This is a genomic window from Marivirga salinae, assembly GCF_030503855.1.
Taxonomy (GTDB): domain Bacteria; phylum Bacteroidota; class Bacteroidia; order Cytophagales; family Cyclobacteriaceae; genus Marivirga; species Marivirga salinarum.
Genome location: NZ_CP129971.1, coordinates 2,769,532 through 2,786,124, shown reverse-complemented (window position 1 = coordinate 2,786,124; position 16,593 = coordinate 2,769,532). Strand labels below are relative to the sequence as shown.

The window sequence follows — 16,593 nt, the reverse complement described above, 5'->3', positions numbered from 1 at the left end:
GTAGCTCGCATTGAGCTGCCCTTTTTTTATGCCAGGCAACAGTAAAAGTCACTAGCGCTAGCGACAGGAGTCCACCCTTTTCCAATTCCCGTAATCATTACTCTTCCGCTAGCGTCTCGCTAGTGGAAACTACTACCGCCTCTGGCGGATTTACAACAATTCAGAAACAAAAAAAGGACTGTAAAACAGCCCTTTTCTAATCAATAAAATCCAAATGATCAATTATAAATCCTTCTTCACATCCCATTTTTCTAAATAGTCTGCTACTCTTCTTACTACCATTCCGCCTAAAGAACCATCCACTACTCGGTGGTCATAAGAGTGGGATAAGAACATTTTATGACGAATAGCTATCACATCACCTTGTGGGGTTTCCAAAACAGCAGGCTTTTTCACTATAGCTCCTAATGCTAAAATACCAACCTGCGGTTGCATGATGATAGGTGTTCCCATTACATTACCAAATGAACCTACATTGGAAATCGTGAAAGTACCACCTTCTAATTCTTCGGCTTTCAATTTACCATCACGAGCTCTTTTGGCTAAATCATTTACTTTATTAGCCAATCCTCTGATGTTTAATTGATCAGCATCTCTGATTACAGGCACAATCAAATTACCACTTGGCAAGGCAACTGCCATCCCAATATTGATATGCTTCTTTTTGATGATTCTATCACCATCAACCTGAATGTTAATCATTGGGTAATCTTTGATTGCTTTTACTACCGCTTCAATAAAGATAGGAGTAAAAGTCAGATTACCATTTTCTTGCTCTTTGAAGGTGTTTTTATGCTTGTTTCTCCATTGCACCACACTGGTCATATCCGCTTCTACAAATGAAGTAACATGTGGAGAAATACGCTTAGAATCCACCATTCTACCGGCAATCATCTTACGCATTCTGTCCATTTCAATGATTTCATCATCACCAGAAATACTAACCGGTACTCCTTTAGGAGCTGGCTGAGCTGCTGGTTGTGAGCTCGGAGCTGCCTGAGCAGTGCTTGGCTGACTTGCAGTTTGAGCTGGAGCATCTCCCCTATTATCTAAATAAGATAAAATATCTTTTTTCGTTACTCGTCCTTCTTTACCAGTTCCTGAAATGGATTCCAATTCAGCCATGACTATATTTTCTTCTTTAGCAATGTTTCTTACTAAAGGAGAATAGAATCTTCCTGACTCAGAACGAGCAGCAATTTCATGTCCATTATTTCCAGAAGATGAAGATAAGCTAGTATCAGCAGTTGCGGTAGCTGGCGCTGAACTTTCTTGCTTTTCTGGTTTAGCAGCAGCGCCATTATCGGCAGCGGCTTCTCCTTCGGTTTCTATAATAGCGATTGGTTTTCCAACTCCTACTATATCACCTTCTTGAACTAATATTTGTTTTAAAACTCCAGCTTCTAATGCAGGAACTTCCGTATCCACTTTATCAGTGGCTACTTCCAATACTGATTCATCTTCTTCAATAGTGTCACCTTCTTTTTTCAACCAGGTAAGCACTGTTGCTTCCATTATACTTTCGCCCATTTTGGGCATTACCATTTCTACCGTTGCCATGTAATAATTAGTCGTTTATTGAAATGAAAAACTTTTTGAAATATAATCAATTTTCAAAAGGACATTTTCCTTTATTTTATAATTAATCAAACTTGACAGTTTTAGTTTCCATAGTAAAACCAAATCAAATTTGTACAAAATTAGCATTTATAAACTTTTTCTCAATTCTTTTGAGTTTAAAGTTTGTCGAACCAAATTTAATAATGAATTAGAGGTAATCTCGATATTACTCTCCCTATCAAACTGAAAATGATACAATTTCGTTTGGGTATTCTCTCCATCTGCCAAAGCTACCCAGGTAGTACCCACTGGTTTTTCATCAGTTGCACCTCCAGGACCTGCAATTCCACTGGTAGAAATACCAATATCAGCGCCAAAAAGTTCACGAACTCTTTCCGCCATTTCTTTTACGGTCTGCTCACTTACCGCACCATTTTGCTCAATAGTTTCTTTTTTTACTCCTAGTATATTGATCTTTAAATCATTGTGATAAGGATTTATTCCACCACGATAATATTCAGAGCTTCCTGCATTGGAAGTAATTAAATGTGCAATATATCCACCTGTGCAGCTTTCTGCACAAGCAATAGTCAAATTCTTTTCTTTAAGCAACTCTCCTATTTTAGCTGGCAAATTGGTGTCGTCCGTACCATAAATGTATTTTCCTACCTGCTCATAAAGCTTATCCACTTCCTTGTCAATCAGCTTTTGCAAATGCTTTTCATCTTCACCTGAAGCGGTCAATCTCAATTTCACTTGATTTAATCCAGGCAAATATGCTAATTTAATTTCTTTAGGCAGATTGTCCTCCCAATCTTCTAACCTTTCAGCCAATATACTTTCCTGAATACCAACCGTTTTCACCATTTTATGGATAAGAACCGGAGTTTTATAAATTTCTTTGAATTTAGGAATGATGGTATCTTCCATCATATACTTCATTTCCTTAGGAACACCCGGCATGGAAATAAAAACTTTTTCGTTTTTCTCAAACCACATTCCAGGAGCAGTGCCGTATTTATTTTCAATTGGCTTACACTTTTCAGGTAATTCAGCCTGCCCTTTGTTTAATTCATTGAGTTCCCTTCCTCTCTTAGCAAATCTTTCCCTCAAATCCTCTAGAATATCTTCATGAAGTTTCATGCCTGAATCAAAGTATTCAGCCAAAAGCAGTTTAGTTAAATCATCTTTGGTTGGCCCAAGTCCTCCTGTTATAATGATAAGATCAGCATTGGCCTCCGCCTCTTTAAAAGCGCGCATCATGGAATCTCTGTTATCCGCAACGGTTACTTTTCTCTTCACCCTAATGCCCAGCTTATCCAATTCAGCACTTATGAAATGTGAATTAGTATCTAATGTTTGTCCGTACAATATCTCATCTCCTATGGAAATAAGTTCTGCATAAATATCTCGCATAATTTATTTACTACTTAACGTCTTATTACAAATAAAAAGGACCCTTCTTGTTTACCTTTTCTTATGATTAAATAATATGGTCCTTCTTTTAATTCTGACACATCAATAATTTCAGTTTGAATGATGGGTTTATCATTTTCCCCTTTCATCAATTCTTTTCCCTTGGTATCAATTATAGAATAGCTATCATATTTAAATTGACCATCACCAGTTAAATGAATCATTTTATCAGCTGGATTAGGAAATATTGAAAAATAGGATTTCAATTCATTTTTAGTACCCAGTAATGGATCATTAAAAACCACAACTTCTTGTTGAGATTGTGCGCTACAGCCTAATGAATCAGAAACCAATAATTCAACAGTAAACACGCCTGCTTTACCGATCTCGTGTTGTAGATTTTTACTATTTCCTATTTCGTTTCCATTTAAGTGCCAAGTCCATTCTGTTCCAGACTCAGATAATGCTTCAAGTATGATATTTTGCTCGAAAGCCAAATTGATAGTATCGTGAGAGGCATTAAAATCAGCCGATAGATTACTAACAAATATGGGTACTTCAACTATATCCGAAGGCTCAATGTTTTCTACATTTACTGCATAAACAGTCATATCTTCGCTGACTGCCGAAACAGTAACATTAGAACCTTTCCCTATAAATTCACTCAGATTTTCATCTGTAAAATAGTAAACAGCATCCGTATTCAAAGCTGATAAATTTACTGATTGGCTTTGGCATAAATAATAATCATCAAATTCAGGAATTTCGCTTTTAGTTGTTTCAAATACAGTTGAATCAATACATCCGTATTCTGAAATAGCCATTAATTTCAACTGCCGATCATTCAAATCTTTTAAATTGAAATAGATTTCATTTTCAGTTCCTAGGGTATCATTACCCATCATCCAAATCAAGTTTGTGGCATATTCACTATTGCTTATGGCAACTCCTTGCAATTCTTCATTTGATGAATTTAAATCAAGACTTACTTCCATTTTGGCAGCAATAGGAATAATTGAAACTTCCACTTCCACTAATGTTGATGGATATTCTCCTGTCTCATTTCGTAAAAAGAAAACTGTATCCTGATCTAATTCTTCAACCACAAATTCAGCCCCTGTAAAAAGCTTATTATTCATTAAACTATCGGCATAAACCGTAATTTCATCTATTGTTGGATCATTCAAACTCAGGCTTTCATTTTTACAAACTTCTTGATTGGTTATTTGAGGTTTAGGTGACCTCATAACTGCCTGAAAACTTTGAATCAACGTATCCTTGCATCCAAAAGTATTACTGACAATTAATTCCACTTCATAATCTCCCGCTTCTTCTATGGTGATATTAGGATTTTGATTAGTGGATGTAAAACCATTACTAAAGCTCCAATCCCAACTTACAGCCTTATTACTCTCATCCATAAATCTGAAAACATTATCAATTTCAGGTTCCAGTAATAGTGGTCCATCAGGAACCATAAAAGCTGCATTAGGTTTAGTAATACTCAAAATCCATCGCTTTCTAATTGAGCTAATACCGGAAGTGTCAATTTCTGATATATAAAATACTGAATCATTGCTAATAGTACCTGTTTCAAAAGCAGTTCCTTCATATAAAGTGGTATCAACTGAAGGAGAAGCATAAACTTTAAGTGAATACCCATCCTGCGCTTCAATTACAGGCGTATCATCACGACAAATCAATATTTGCTTTCCAAATGGTGGCTTTAATGCTGATAAAGAATCTTTTTCTCGTGCTTTTTCGATTAGTGCCTGCAATTCCGCTAAACTATTAGCTCTTAATAGTGCGAAAGAAAAGGATTGTGTGCTTGCAGCAGGAAATTCAGAAATCATTAATCCATGTAATCCTCCTACATTATTTCCTCCGGCCAATTCTCCGGCTTGTCTTTGAGAGAATGGATTTTGCAAAGCATTTTGAATAACGTTTTGCCTAAGACTATCATTTTCCAGATCGCTGATGTGTCCGTTTTCTTCAGCCAAATCGAAGGCGTAAAATATTGAATCCTGATTTCCAATAAAGCCCAATCCTACATACTCATTTTCAGCTTCATTGAATGCATAAGAAAGCTGATAGGCACTATCATAATTTAATTTATTATCAATTTTATCAGACAAAGCATAATCTGTAAAAAGGGCAAAATAAACTGAATCATAGTTTGCTTTACTCCTATTTTGTAATTGATATTGATGAATTAAAATGTTGCTTTCATCATCCCAACCTAAAAAGCGTTGATCGATATAAATATTCAGTGGATTAGAAATAGTATCCTGTTCTTTAAAAACACTTCTCACATCAAAATCAGCTGTGATATCATCATATCTTTTTAAGGATTCTGTGCTTTGAAATTCTTCCAAATATTGAAATGAGTTCGGGTTGACCAAGGTGTTTCTTCTTAGGCTATCCTCTCCTACGGATAAAATCAATCCCATATGGTCTATCAATCTTTTACCATCAAAAGTGACTGCATAATTTGAAAATGGAGTAGCATAACTTCTTCCTAAATTACCAGTGGCCGTAAAGCCAAATTCCCACCCATTGTATTCAAATAGCCTTATTTTAGGACTGCTTTGAATTTGAAAGGATTGGTAATCATTATAAAATTCGCCTTCAAATAAGATTCTGAAATTCAAGGCTTCATCTTCTGGTAAATCTTCCGAAAGCACTACTTTAAAACTGTTGTTTTCATTCGTGATTTTTTGGGATGTGCCTAAAGCAGGAATTTCGAAATCACCTTGTAAAATATTCACATAAGGACTAGATGAAGTTAAACTCACACTTATATTTTCAGCTGCTTCTAAGAAATTAGTGAATTCAATCGTGATATCTAAGGTATCACCAAAATATGCTGCCTCATCTAATCCATTTGTATAATTTACATTTGAGATACGGATAGCTGGAGTTTCATAATCAGCTAAAGCCTTGAAAACATTCAATCTACCTTTCCCAAATTTATATTGAAAATTGCTATTATTAGCTACATCATTAATATCATCAGTGCTTACTCTTAATTGCTCCATAACTTGAAGTGCATTCCATTCGGGAAAAACTGATCGAACCAAAGCAGCAGCTCCAGCAACCATAGGGGCAGCATAAGATGAACCACCATCAGTGGCATAAGTATCATTATTTTCAGTAGAATAAATTCCTGAGCCTGGGGCTACCAAATCAATAAAATCACTATAAGTGGCATTAGAATTTCGACTATCATCAGCATTTACAAAACCTACAGAAAGGACATTATCATAGGATGCTGGAAAAAAATCAAGTTCTGCATTTGTATTACCTGCCGCAGCAACAATCACTGCATCCTTTTCGAGTGCTGCATAATTGATAATATCTTGGGCAAACTGTGAATATCTACCTGAACTCCCCCAAGAAAGATTAATGACATCACAACCTTGATCAGCCGCATAGATTATGGCTTCATAACTATTTCGAGAAAAATTACTCTCAGTCTGAAATATTTTAATCGGCATAAATTTGGTGTTAAAACCGATACCTGCTATTCCAGTATTATTATCAGTAGCAGCAGCTGCAATGCCAGTCACACCTGTTCCGTGGGTACTGCCATCCGCTTCAGGAGAATTATCATTATCGGCAAAATCCCAACCATAATAATTATCTATATAACCATCATTATCATTATCTACTCCATCTTCAGAATCATCGACATTCAAATACAAATTCCCTACTAAATCTTCATGGTCTAAATCTGCTCCGGTATCAATAACTCCTATAATAATATCTTCATTCCCTTGTGTAACATTCCATGCGTCATAAACATTAATCTGAGCTAAATGAAATTGCTCCCGACCAAATTGAGCTTCCGGGTCATTGGGAACGTAGAGTGGTTTTACATTCGGATATCGCTCTGCATATTCAATATTATCAAAGCTGTTGATATATTTTATATAGTCTTCCTCGGAGATATCCTTTTTGATATCCAGTTTGTAGATATTATCTAATCGACTTTTCTCTTGCTTTCTTTGAAAAAATCCACTTTTCTTTCCCAGATATTGGATATTTTTAACTTTACTATCCTTTTCTAAAAGGTCTAAACTTAATGTGTTCGATGATTTTTTTCTATTTGTTTGATCTTCATCCTTTAGTTTCACTACAATTAGCCCTGGGACATAATCTTGAGCTAAACTTTGCTGAAAAATAAAAATACTCAGCAAGAGTGTTAAAATGTACTTCATAGGTTAACTTTTAAGGTGTTGTTTTTTCTAATTTTTTTTCCTCTTACAGAAAAGCATTTTCTTGCTTCAAATCTTAAATGTATATTTAGGCTTTAAAGAATATAACACAAATTTAAAAATAATATCCATGAGTTTATACGAAAAGCACAAAGACACTTTAAAAAAGGCAATAGATGCTGTTCATGATCGCTCTTTTTATGCGCAATACCCTGAGCATCCATCACCCAAAATTTACGGAGAAACTGCCGATAAAGATGGTCAGGACAAATTCAAAGCAAGTTTAGATAAGAAATTTGAGGATTTATTGCAAACTGACCCTGAAGCATGGGTGGGTCAGGAAGAATCTCCTTATTTACAAAAACCATTAGGGATTTTATACCCTGCATTTAGTGCAGAAACTTTGATTGACAGAAGCCAAAAAGCCTGGACGCAATGGAGAAACACCTCTATTGATGACCGAGCGGCTATTTTAGTAGAAAGTTTAGATAGATTTAAGGAGCGTTTCTTTGAAAATGCTTATGCCACCATGCATACAACCGGACAAGGTTATATGATGGCTTTTCAGGCATCAGGTCCTCATGCTGCAGATCGTGCGATGGAAGCCGTTGCTTTTGGATATGATGAATTGAAAAGATTCCCAGAAAAGAAATTCTGGGATAAGCCTATGGGCAAATTCAATGTACAATTGAATAAAAGCTGGAAACCAATGCCAAAAGGATTAAGCATGGTGATAGGTTGTAGCACCTTCCCTACTTGGAATTCAGTTCCAGGATTGTATGCTTCACTAATCACAGGAAATCCTTGCATTGTTAAACCACATCCAGGTGCAATCTTGCCAATGGCTATAGTGGTAGCTGAAATTCAGAAAGTATTAAAGGAAAACGGAATTGACCCTAATGTTTGTCAATTGGCTCCTGATACCTATGATAAAATGATCACAAAAGATTTAGCAGAAAATAAAGCAATCAAATTAATTGATTATACCGGAAGCTCAGCATTTGGAGATTATTTGGAAGGTTTAGATGGTAAAATTGTTTTCACAGAAAAAACTGGAGTGAATTCTGTAATTCTTGATTCTGCAGAAAACATAGATAAGGTAGCTCAAAATTTAGCTTTTTCAGTTTGTTTGTATTCGGGTCAGATGTGTACCTGCCCGCAAAACTTCTTTATTCCTGAAGGTGGTATCAACACTCCTGATGGAAAAGTAAGTTTCGAAGATTTTGCACAAAAATTAGCTGATAACATCAATGGATTAGTTGATAATCCTAAAGCAGGACCATTTGTGTTGGGAGCAATACAAAATGCTAATACTTTAAGCCATACGGAAGAAGCTAAGAAATTAGGTGGAAAAGTATGGCTGGAGAGCAGAACAATTGAAAACCCAATGTTCGATAAGGCAAGGACTGCAACTCCAATTGTGGTGGAAATGAGTGCTTCTGATGAAGATAAATTCACCAATGAATTGTTCGGCCCTGTAGTTTTATTAATCAAAACTAAAGACACCAATCAATCAGTAGATTTAGCATCTAGTTTAGCTGAAAATCATGGAGCAATTTCATGTGCAGCTTATACTACAGATGAAACTATCAAAAATCTGATTATGGATAAAATGGGAATGGCCGCTACTTCAGTTAGTTTTAATTTAACAGGTGCTATTCACGTAAATCAAAATGCTGGTTTCTCAGATTTCCACGTTACAGGTGGTAATCCTGCTGGAAACGCATCTTTGACTAATCCTGAATATGTGATAAAAAGATTTACTTGGGTAGGTTTCAGAGAGCCTGCTGAAGGGTAAAATATAAATAGATAGGTATTCAAAACCCGAGCTGAGAGGCTTGGGTTTTTTTATGTTAAAACACTTAAAACATAATTTATACTGATATTCAGCTAAAGCTTAAAAGATTTAGTGTTTAGAAGATTGGGAATAAGACTAAATCAAACCATTTTAAATGGTCGAAAAACAAATTGTTAAAAATTATTTAAATACAATTTCTACTTAATTATGAAATTCACTTAAAATAGATTTAAGTATATCACTTAAATATAATAAGTAATTATACTCAGATACATAAATAGCTTTAATTTGACATATTGTAAGAATATTTAAAATCATATAGCTTCAATTTTGTATCCAATCTATTATTAGCTTTCGTTCATCGAAAACACGCATCTTTATATAGTACTAAACGTGAATAGTAGTAAGTTTGTATAGCTTTCATCATCATCCATCTTTTTTATCAATTAGTAGCATCATCAGTAAGCCTACTTTTATTAAATGTAAAGGTTATGGATACTTTAAACATTTTACTCGTTGAAGATAATGAAGCTGATATTCTAATTACTCAAGAGATTTTAAATCAAGAAAGTGGTTTGAATATTCTTAATTCTGTAAGTAGTGCAGAAGAAGCACTCATGTATTTAAACAAGATAGGTCCTTTTCATTTTGCTGAAAAGCCTGACATTATCTTATTAGATATAAATTTACCCAAAAGTAATGGTTTTGCAGTTTTGGTAGAAGTAAAAAGCACTCCTGATTTAAAGGATATTCCAGTCATCATCTTAACTTCTTCTAGTTGCGACTATGACAAAGAGTTTGCGCTAAAAAATAAGGCAGACATGTATATGGAAAAACCGTTAGAATTTAATCCAATTAAGGATTTTCTAAAAAAGCGTGACTACCAAAATTCTATAATTTTAGAAAAAATTTGATTCAATTTAAAGGTTAGGAATCTTATTCAGCACCAATTTCAATGATTTCGGAATCATAAACTTTAACGTCTGACCATAAATGCTTAAAGTCATCTATAAATTCCATATGATCGGGGTGCTCAGCATAAACTTCATAATCTTCCATGGTTTTGAACCAGATAAAAAGTGAATAATCAAACTCATGATCTGTGACTTCTCTTGATTTGGTAGTACCTGTCATGCCCGCTTCAGATTGATAAATTACATCGATTGAAAGAAGTTTTTTGAGTCCAGCTTCAAATTCCTTAATTTCTGCATTGCTAATACTATCCTGCAAATAGAAATAGACATTATGCTGAAGCATACACTTAGTTGATTGAACTTCAGTGCTGTTCACCTTATTATCAGATTTCTGACAAGATAAGATAAAGGATAAAATGCTTAGCAATAATAGAACTTTGAATATATTCTTCATTTTAAAAACATTATTTTAGTCTACTAAAAAATCATTTACTGCTTAAACTATTATTTGGACCAATATTCATTTCAGATAATTTCTGACCTCCTTTTATGCCAAAATCCAATGTTCGGATTGGGAAAGGTATTGTGATCCCATCTTTATCGAAGGCATCTTTTACAGCCATTATGGCTTTTGATCGCATTTCTAAAAAGCTGGGGTTATCAGGGAATTTTATCCAAAATTTTATTTCAAAATTAATAGAGCTATCTCCAAATTCTTTATATGTAAATATCATATCTTCATGGCGGATAACACCTTCCAAATTCTTAAGCGTTTCCAATACTAAATCATGGACTTTGTGAAGATCCTCACCATAAGAGACCCCAACAGCTAAATCAATTCTTCTTTCTCCTAAAATAGAATAGTTGGTTATAGCATTTGATAAAACGTCTTTATTAGGGACGTAAACTTCTTGCCCTTGATATGTTCTAATAACTGTAACACGTAGATTGGTTCGATTGACAATTCCCATCAAATCTCCTACTTGAACCACATCATCTATCAAAAAAGGCTTTCTAAATGCCAAAATAACCCCTGAAACAAAATTTGCAGCTATATCTTGGAATGCAAAACCTAAAGCCAAACCGATTACCCCTACTCCCGCTAATAGTGAAGTGACCGCTTTGTCTAAATTAAGAAGATCTAGAATAATGAACAACCCTATGCCAATCATGGAATAATGGATAATGGTGGCGAATAGGTTTTGGAGTGCTTTATTATCAGAGGATTTTTGAAATACCTTAATAAATAATTTTCTAACCAAGCGAGCTAGAACGATGAAAATGATGAATAAAATAATGGATAATAACATGTTGGGAATCATTTCCACTAACATTTCCATCCATGTATCCAGTTTAGTTGTGATGGCTTCTATAGGTTTTGCTAATTCATTTTTAACTGAATCAATTTTATTATTCTGCATTTTTAGGTAGGCTTATTTTTAAATAATAGTGCTTAAGTTCTTATTTATTTCCTTAAAACCAAAATAAATTCTTATCATTAGAATATGTGTTATGATGTCAGTTATTTAACCCAAAAGAAAAAGAAATATGCAAAGCGCCATCCTGATAAGGATATGAGTGCTTTAGAAGATCTATTTAATGAAAAAGGAGAACCCATCAAGCCTATTTTTCATGTCACAGGTTTTGAGCATCCTAAACTGCCGATTATAACAAATGAAAATCCAGAGGCGATTAGTTTGATTCAATGGGGCTTGATACCATCTTGGACAAAAGATGACAAGCAAGCAAACGAAATCCACAATAAAACAATCAATGCCAGAGGTGAAACCCTATTTGAAAAGCCTGCTTTTAGAAAAGCTGCAGCGGATAGAAGATGTATCATTATGGTAGATGGTTTTTTTGAACACCACCACAAACAAAAACAACAAATACCCTATTTCATTAGCTTAAAAGATCAATCTCCTATCAGTTTAGCAGGGATTTGGGAAGATTGGGAAAATCCTGAAAATGGAAAGAAAATATCCACCGCAAGCATTGTGACCACTAAGGCTAATTCTTTAATGGCAGAAATTCATAACAATCCAAAATTGAAAGAAGCTAGAATGCCTTTAATTCTTCCTGAAGAGTTGGAATCAGAATGGTTAATGATGATTGAAGATAAAATTAGCGAAGAACAAGTGAAAGCACTCATTCAGCCATTTGATGAGAAATTAATGCAAGCATGGCCTGTAAAAACTATTAGAGGTAAGAAAAATAAAACCCAATCCGCAGATATTATTGAAAAGCATGAATTTGGGGAACAACTGGGCTTGTTCTAGGGAGTGTAAAATGATTCAAGATCCGAGCTAGATACTCGAACCTTGAATCATATATTCATCTTAATCCTATAAACCTGAGTTCGATTCTAATTTAGGTTATAAGAAAAGGATTAATAGAAGCGCAATCAATAAAATTGCACCAACCGAAAGGTAAACTCCCCCACTCGATTCTTTTAATTCTTTATGTGCGGCTCTGACCTCTTTCCTGATTTCTTTCTTTTCTGAACTATTCATATCAGACTTATCTATATCCTTGATCTCTTCCAACCTATTAATTAATAGTTCAGCTCTGATTTGAGTGTTTTTAGTAGGCTCTGTTGTCTTTACATTATTTCCTGTATCAGCTTTCAGACTAACAGGAAAAAATGAAAAAGCAAGGGCTACCGTTGCGATGTAAACTTTAAAATTTTTCATAAAATGATTTTAGTTGTTTTCTATTCAAAGATCAGGCATAGCTAATAGAAAACTCTTACATCTAAATTTATATAACTTACATAAATCAAAGAATTTAAACCACTTTCGATGTGAAATATAATTTTTGGTGAAAGTTTTTGTGGATTTTAAGAAGATCCCTAAACATCTGATTTAAACTTAGAATCTTTTAAGGTAACTTCTGTTTTATTGATAGCATTCTGCAGTGCAGTTCCTGAACTGAAGGTGGCTTGTTCTACGTATCTTGTTTCAAATGAAAAGTCAAATGATTGCGCCTTAAAACACCAAGAATCAATGATTAATTGATTTTTTTTGATCCTTGCTCACATAAAAAGTTTTATTATTAATGCTTTTATTGATTTCTAATTTTCTCCCGTTTTCAGGCACTTCATCTTTTCAAAGGATTAAAGAAAGCCGATCGCTGAACCTCAGTATCTTATAGTATTCATTCAACTTTTCTTCGTTAATGTTAAATTTATTTACGGTCTTTTTTCTAAACTTTTTCCCTTCCTTTTAAAAATCCTTCATTTCTTTTCCTAGCTCCCCATTTTTATATAAAGAATCTAAATGGCAAGAAATTAAGAGTGCTATCCACCTAGACTTATTCATTGCCAATCCCATTAAACCTCTAGCCCGTTTTACTATTTTACTTTGGGCTTCCCTTTTGCTTAAGATAAAAACAATCGGTAAACCAGCGCCTGATAGACAGAACTGCATATCCAGGTCAAATTGTTTATCATCATGCTCAATAATAGCAGCGAGGGTCTCTATCTATTGCATAGATCTATATTTTGGATGGATTTGTGCAGCAATTCGCTCTGCCAGTAAACCATGGGCATATTGAGAAATGATTTCCCAACCTTTAGTTGTGGTATTTATTATCATAATTTTTATTCTTGGTCACATCAAGAAAGTAACTTTTACTTAATTACTGGTTTGTATTCACTTAGGTAATTGAATAGGTAAATACTATAAATTGGAAACATTTAATAGAAAAGCAGCTTAATCAGATCTTAACAACTTATATAAACATTTCTAAGCTATTGAAATAATCATCTGAATAATTGATACCTTTGCGGCTTAATTTGATACTATATGATTTCAGTAGATGCAGTTGGCGTTGAATTTAGTGGCTCCACCCTATTTAATAACATTACTTTTAATATTAATGAGAATGATCGCATAGCCCTGATGGGTAAAAATGGTGCAGGAAAATCGACTTTACTCAAAATAATTGCTGGTGCTAATAAACCTACTTATGGTAAAATTTCAGCTCCAGGAGATGCAATAATTGCCTATTTACCTCAGCATTTATTAACAGAAGACGACTCTACCGTTTTTGAAGAAGCTTCAAAAGCTTTTGCTGCCATTTTGGAGATGAAAAATCAGATGGAGTGGTGTAATCAGCAGCTAGAAACACGTACAGATTATGAATCCGATGAATACAGCAAAATAATAGAGCAAGTCTCTGAACTCAGTGAAAAATACTATAGCATTGATGATATCAATGTGGATGCTGAGGTTGAGAAAACTTTACTCGGTTTGGGATTTCTAAGGTCAGATTTTGATCGTTCTACTGCTGAATTTAGCGGTGGATGGCGAATGCGAATTGAATTGGCTAAAATTCTACTGAAAAAACCTGATTTAATCCTGTTAGATGAGCCAACCAATCATTTGGATATTGAATCAGTGCAATGGCTAGAAGATTTTCTAACCACCAGTGCAAAGGCAGTAATGGTGATCAGTCACGATAAAACCTTTGTGGACAATTTAACCAATCGCACCATTGAAATCACGCAAGGAAAAATATACGATTATAAAACCAACTATTCGCATTATTTAGAACTCCGCAAAGAAAGACGCGAACAACAACAAAAACATTTTGATGAACAAGCGAAGCAGATAGCTGATATTCAGCAATTTATTGATCGGTTTAAAGGCACCTATTCCAAAACGCTCCAAGTACAATCTCGCGTGAAAATGCTAGAAAAAATGGAGATTGTGGAAGTAGATGAAGTTGACACCGCTGCATTAAATTTGAAATTCCCTCCTGCTCCACGATCAGGAAATTATCCGGTAATTGCAGATGGTTTGAGTAAAGCTTATGGTGATCATTTGGTTTTCAATGATGTTTCTCTGACCATAGCCAGAGGTGAAAAAATTGCTTTTGTGGGTAAAAATGGTGAAGGTAAATCCACCTTGGTAAAAGCCATTATGGGTGAAATTGACTATGAGGGTGAATTGCAAGTGGGCCATAATAGTATGATTGGTTATTTCGCTCAAAATCAAGCAGCTTTATTAGATGGTGACTTAACTGTTTTCCAAACTATTGACAATATTGCTAAAGGAGATGTAAGAACTAAAATAAAAGATATGTTGGGTGCTTTTATGTTTAGTGGGGATGCACTTGATAAAAAAGTAAAAGTACTTTCCGGAGGAGAACGCACCCGTTTGGCCATGATTAAATTATTGCTTCAGCCTGTTAATTTGTTAATTCTGGATGAACCTACCAACCATTTGGATATCAAAACAAAGGAGATTTTAAAAGATGCCTTGAAAGCTTTTGAAGGTACTATGATATTAGTCTCTCACGATAGGGATTTCCTTGATGGCTTAGCCAACAAAGTATTTGAATTTGGTAATAAGCGGGTAAAAGAGCATTTCGAGGATATTAACGGTTTCTTAAGAAATAAGAAAATGGAGAATTTGAAGGAGATTGAGCGGAAGGGTTGATAAATCTAATTAGGAAGGACATATGCGAAATGCGTGTGCTAACTTCGGAAATTTTTCTTTGGTTGATTTTAAAACAGATTCATTTGAGTGAGTTCTACCGTTAGCAATAGAATCAAGCCCTTTGTCAATAGCTATTTTTTCTTCCTTAGAAAGAGATGGTAATACTCCCTGCTGACTAGATTTTCGGAAAGTTTTTAACTATTTTATAATTCGGTTATCATTTACCCCTGCTAACCATTCAATTAAGTTTTTCAGACTTTATATCCATTACCACTTTATTTTCTTTAAAATTAACAACTATTAAGTGTTATTTTGTTTCAAACATAAAAATTATTCTGTTAGTCCTACTTTCTTTTTACAAAGATCTCTTTTTGCCAAAAAAAGAATTCCTGAGTCCAAAAGTTTGAATCAGAAATTACTTAATTTAAGATTAACTCACAGGAACTGAGTACGTAAACTGATAAATTTATTCAAAAGTTTAACTTAATTCCGATCTTCATCTGTCAAAAAGAATATTTCATTAACCGGCTTTTTAAAATATTCAGATATCCTCAAAGCTAACATTGTAGACAGCACGTATTTATTACTTTCAATGGAATTGATCGTTTGTCGGGACACTCCCACTATTTTAGCAAGTTCCTCTTGAGTAATGTTTTTAATAGCCCTTTCTACTCTTAGGTTATTGGTCATGGGATTAACGATTTTTCCATTTCAAATATTGAAAATTCAGAAATATGTAAGTGTTAAGTAACCAAACTGCAGAGTAAGCACTCATGAAATCAGTAAAGATTGTCCCTTGAGTAATTACCTGGATAATAGCAACTGCAACAAGCCCCCAAAACAAATAAAAAACTCCCATTGCAAACGCTTTCAACCTTAGTTGTTCGATCATTTCATCCTCTGTTGGTTCTTTAATAAAAATCAACAACCCAAAACCTATAGCCCAACATAAATAGACAAAATCGGCTACTGATTCCTGTGGGAATTCAAATGGATATGGAATAAATATAAAACTCAATAAGAAAACTATTGGGAACGGAAATAAAGCATAAGCAATCCATTTCCATTTTCTGTTCAATAATGGATATTTCAGTTCAAAGTTCATAATAATCATTTTGCTTTACATAAAGTAAAACAAACTGTACATTATATCCAATAATTTTTACATTAAAGGTAACTTGTGTATGTAAACACGCTTAAAATTAGTTTGAAATTGCAGATAATTATTGTTGTAAATTATCTAT

Annotated in this window: 12 protein-coding genes and 1 pseudogene; 4 read left to right on the top strand and 9 right to left on the bottom strand. The window is 34.2% G+C overall.

The window, feature by feature from the left end; translation table 11 throughout:
* Positions 1–222: 222 nt before the first annotated feature.
* The 3 genes from QYS49_RS11700 to QYS49_RS11690 all read right to left on the bottom strand — a co-directional run bounded on the left by QYS49_RS11700 (position 223) and on the right by QYS49_RS11690 (position 7,196).
* Complete coding sequence (locus QYS49_RS11700) at positions 223–1,560, bottom strand: dihydrolipoamide acetyltransferase family protein (protein ID WP_308347446.1); 1,338 nt, start codon at positions 1,558–1,560, stop codon at positions 223–225.
* A gap of 147 nt (positions 1,561–1,707) precedes the next feature.
* Positions 1,708–2,976: a competence/damage-inducible protein A gene (locus QYS49_RS11695; RefSeq protein WP_308347445.1), complete on the bottom strand. Its 1,269-nt coding sequence runs from the start codon at positions 2,974–2,976 to the stop codon at positions 1,708–1,710.
* A 14-nt stretch (positions 2,977–2,990) separates the two neighbouring features.
* A complete protein-coding gene (locus QYS49_RS11690) occupies positions 2,991–7,196 on the bottom strand; it encodes a S8 family serine peptidase (RefSeq protein WP_308347443.1) in 4,206 nt (1,401 codons plus the stop codon).
* A 127-nt stretch (positions 7,197–7,323) separates the two neighbouring features.
* Between QYS49_RS11690 and paaN the strand changes: the two genes are divergently transcribed.
* Together paaN and QYS49_RS11680 are read left to right on the top strand one after the other, a co-directional pair.
* A complete protein-coding gene (gene paaN, locus QYS49_RS11685; protein ID WP_308347442.1) occupies positions 7,324–8,991 on the top strand; it encodes a phenylacetic acid degradation protein PaaN in 1,668 nt (555 codons plus the stop codon).
* Between the two features lie 491 nt (positions 8,992–9,482).
* Positions 9,483–9,905 (top strand): response regulator, encoded by a 423-nt coding sequence (locus QYS49_RS11680; protein WP_308347440.1) that lies wholly within the window; start codon positions 9,483–9,485, stop codon positions 9,903–9,905.
* A 22-nt stretch (positions 9,906–9,927) separates the two neighbouring features.
* Here QYS49_RS11680 and QYS49_RS11675 read toward each other — a convergent pair whose 3' ends face one another.
* Both QYS49_RS11675 and QYS49_RS11670 read right to left on the bottom strand, forming a co-directional pair.
* On the bottom strand, positions 9,928–10,359 hold the full coding sequence (locus QYS49_RS11675; RefSeq protein WP_308347438.1) for a Dabb family protein: 432 nt from the start codon (positions 10,357–10,359) through the stop codon (positions 9,928–9,930).
* A gap of 31 nt (positions 10,360–10,390) precedes the next feature.
* Positions 10,391–11,326, bottom strand: a complete 936-nt coding sequence (locus tag QYS49_RS11670) for a mechanosensitive ion channel family protein (RefSeq protein WP_308347437.1) — start codon at positions 11,324–11,326, stop codon at positions 10,391–10,393.
* Between the two features lie 84 nt (positions 11,327–11,410).
* Here QYS49_RS11670 and QYS49_RS11665 point away from each other — a divergent pair, with 84 nt between their 5' ends.
* Complete coding sequence (locus tag QYS49_RS11665; protein ID WP_308347435.1) at positions 11,411–12,184, top strand: SOS response-associated peptidase; 774 nt, start codon at positions 11,411–11,413, stop codon at positions 12,182–12,184.
* Between the two features lie 96 nt (positions 12,185–12,280).
* Here QYS49_RS11665 and QYS49_RS11660 read toward each other — a convergent pair whose 3' ends face one another.
* Together QYS49_RS11660 and QYS49_RS11655 are read right to left on the bottom strand one after the other, a co-directional pair.
* A complete protein-coding gene (locus QYS49_RS11660) occupies positions 12,281–12,598 on the bottom strand; it encodes a hypothetical protein (protein WP_308347434.1) in 318 nt (105 codons plus the stop codon).
* A 531-nt stretch (positions 12,599–13,129) separates the two neighbouring features.
* A pseudogene (locus QYS49_RS11655) lies at positions 13,130–13,501 on the bottom strand (DUF3891 family protein).
* 210 nt (positions 13,502–13,711) lie between these two features.
* On the opposite strand from QYS49_RS11655, the gene QYS49_RS11650 reads away from it, so the two are divergent.
* Positions 13,712–15,349: an ABC-F family ATP-binding cassette domain-containing protein gene (locus tag QYS49_RS11650; protein WP_308347432.1), complete on the top strand. Its 1,638-nt coding sequence runs from the start codon at positions 13,712–13,714 to the stop codon at positions 15,347–15,349.
* 483 nt (positions 15,350–15,832) lie between these two features.
* On the opposite strand, the gene QYS49_RS11645 is transcribed toward QYS49_RS11650, so the two are convergent.
* Together QYS49_RS11645 and QYS49_RS11640 are read right to left on the bottom strand one after the other, a co-directional pair.
* On the bottom strand, positions 15,833–16,039 hold the full coding sequence (locus tag QYS49_RS11645) for a helix-turn-helix transcriptional regulator (protein ID WP_308347431.1): 207 nt from the start codon (positions 16,037–16,039) through the stop codon (positions 15,833–15,835).
* Positions 16,040–16,043: 4 nt separating this feature from the next.
* The gene (locus QYS49_RS11640; protein ID WP_308347430.1) at positions 16,044–16,454 is read right to left on the bottom strand and encodes a hypothetical protein; all 411 of its coding nucleotides are present in this window, start codon (positions 16,452–16,454) and stop codon (positions 16,044–16,046) included.
* Between the last annotated feature and the right edge of the window lie 139 nt (positions 16,455–16,593).

Bases quoted from the DNA above. Each gene is read 5' to 3' on its own strand.
- QYS49_RS11700 (WP_308347446.1), bottom strand. From the start codon at position 1,560: ATGGCAACGGTAGAAATGGTAATGCCCAAAATGGGCGAAAGTATAATG.
- QYS49_RS11650 (WP_308347432.1), top strand. From the start codon at position 13,712: ATGATTTCAGTAGATGCAGTTGGCGTTGAATTTAGTGGCTCCACCCTA.
- QYS49_RS11645 (WP_308347431.1), bottom strand. From the start codon at position 16,039: ATGACCAATAACCTAAGAGTAGAAAGGGCTATTAAAAACATTACTCAA.
- QYS49_RS11665 (WP_308347435.1), top strand. From the start codon at position 11,411: ATGTGTTATGATGTCAGTTATTTAACCCAAAAGAAAAAGAAATATGCA.
- QYS49_RS11675 (WP_308347438.1), bottom strand. From the start codon at position 10,359: ATGAAGAATATATTCAAAGTTCTATTATTGCTAAGCATTTTATCCTTT.
- QYS49_RS11680 (WP_308347440.1), top strand. From the start codon at position 9,483: ATGGATACTTTAAACATTTTACTCGTTGAAGATAATGAAGCTGATATT.
- paaN (WP_308347442.1), top strand. From the start codon at position 7,324: ATGAGTTTATACGAAAAGCACAAAGACACTTTAAAAAAGGCAATAGAT.
- QYS49_RS11695 (WP_308347445.1), bottom strand. From the start codon at position 2,976: ATGCGAGATATTTATGCAGAACTTATTTCCATAGGAGATGAGATATTG.
- QYS49_RS11670 (WP_308347437.1), bottom strand. From the start codon at position 11,326: ATGCAGAATAATAAAATTGATTCAGTTAAAAATGAATTAGCAAAACCT.
- QYS49_RS11660 (WP_308347434.1), bottom strand. From the start codon at position 12,598: ATGAAAAATTTTAAAGTTTACATCGCAACGGTAGCCCTTGCTTTTTCA.
- QYS49_RS11690 (WP_308347443.1), bottom strand. From the start codon at position 7,196: ATGAAGTACATTTTAACACTCTTGCTGAGTATTTTTATTTTTCAGCAA.
- QYS49_RS11640 (WP_308347430.1), bottom strand. From the start codon at position 16,454: ATGAACTTTGAACTGAAATATCCATTATTGAACAGAAAATGGAAATGG.